Origin of the sequence: Sagittula salina, from assembly GCF_017813235.1 — a bacterium.
In the GTDB taxonomy this organism is placed as follows: domain Bacteria; phylum Pseudomonadota; class Alphaproteobacteria; order Rhodobacterales; family Rhodobacteraceae; genus Sagittula; species Sagittula salina.
In genome coordinates this window covers 1-256 of the sequence record NZ_JAGISH010000070.1, presented here as the reverse complement: position 1 = coordinate 256, position 256 = coordinate 1, and the positions used below count along the sequence as shown (strand labels likewise).

General features: G+C 61.7%; 1 protein-coding gene. It reads left to right on the top strand.

Going from position 1 to position 256, the window contains the following annotated elements; all coding sequences use genetic code 11:
• On the top strand, positions 1-256 hold a 256-nt coding region (locus tag J5474_RS22595), incomplete at both ends, for an FAD-dependent oxidoreductase (protein WP_209364267.1).

Here is a 256-nt window from a genome sequence, read left to right as displayed (position 1 = left end):
CATCGAGGTGCTGGAGCACACGCAAGCCAGCCAGGTCGCCCATGTGAACGGCGAATTCGTGCTGACCACCGGACACGGTGAATTGCGCGCTGACAAGTTGCTGGTTGCCACCGGTCGGGCACCGAATACGCGCAGCCTCGCGCTGGACGCGGCGGGGGTCACTGTCAATGCGCAAGGGGCCATCGTTATCGACCAAGGCATGCGCACGAGGGGTCATGCCGAGATAAGGGGAAAATTCACTCACTTCCCCTCTATC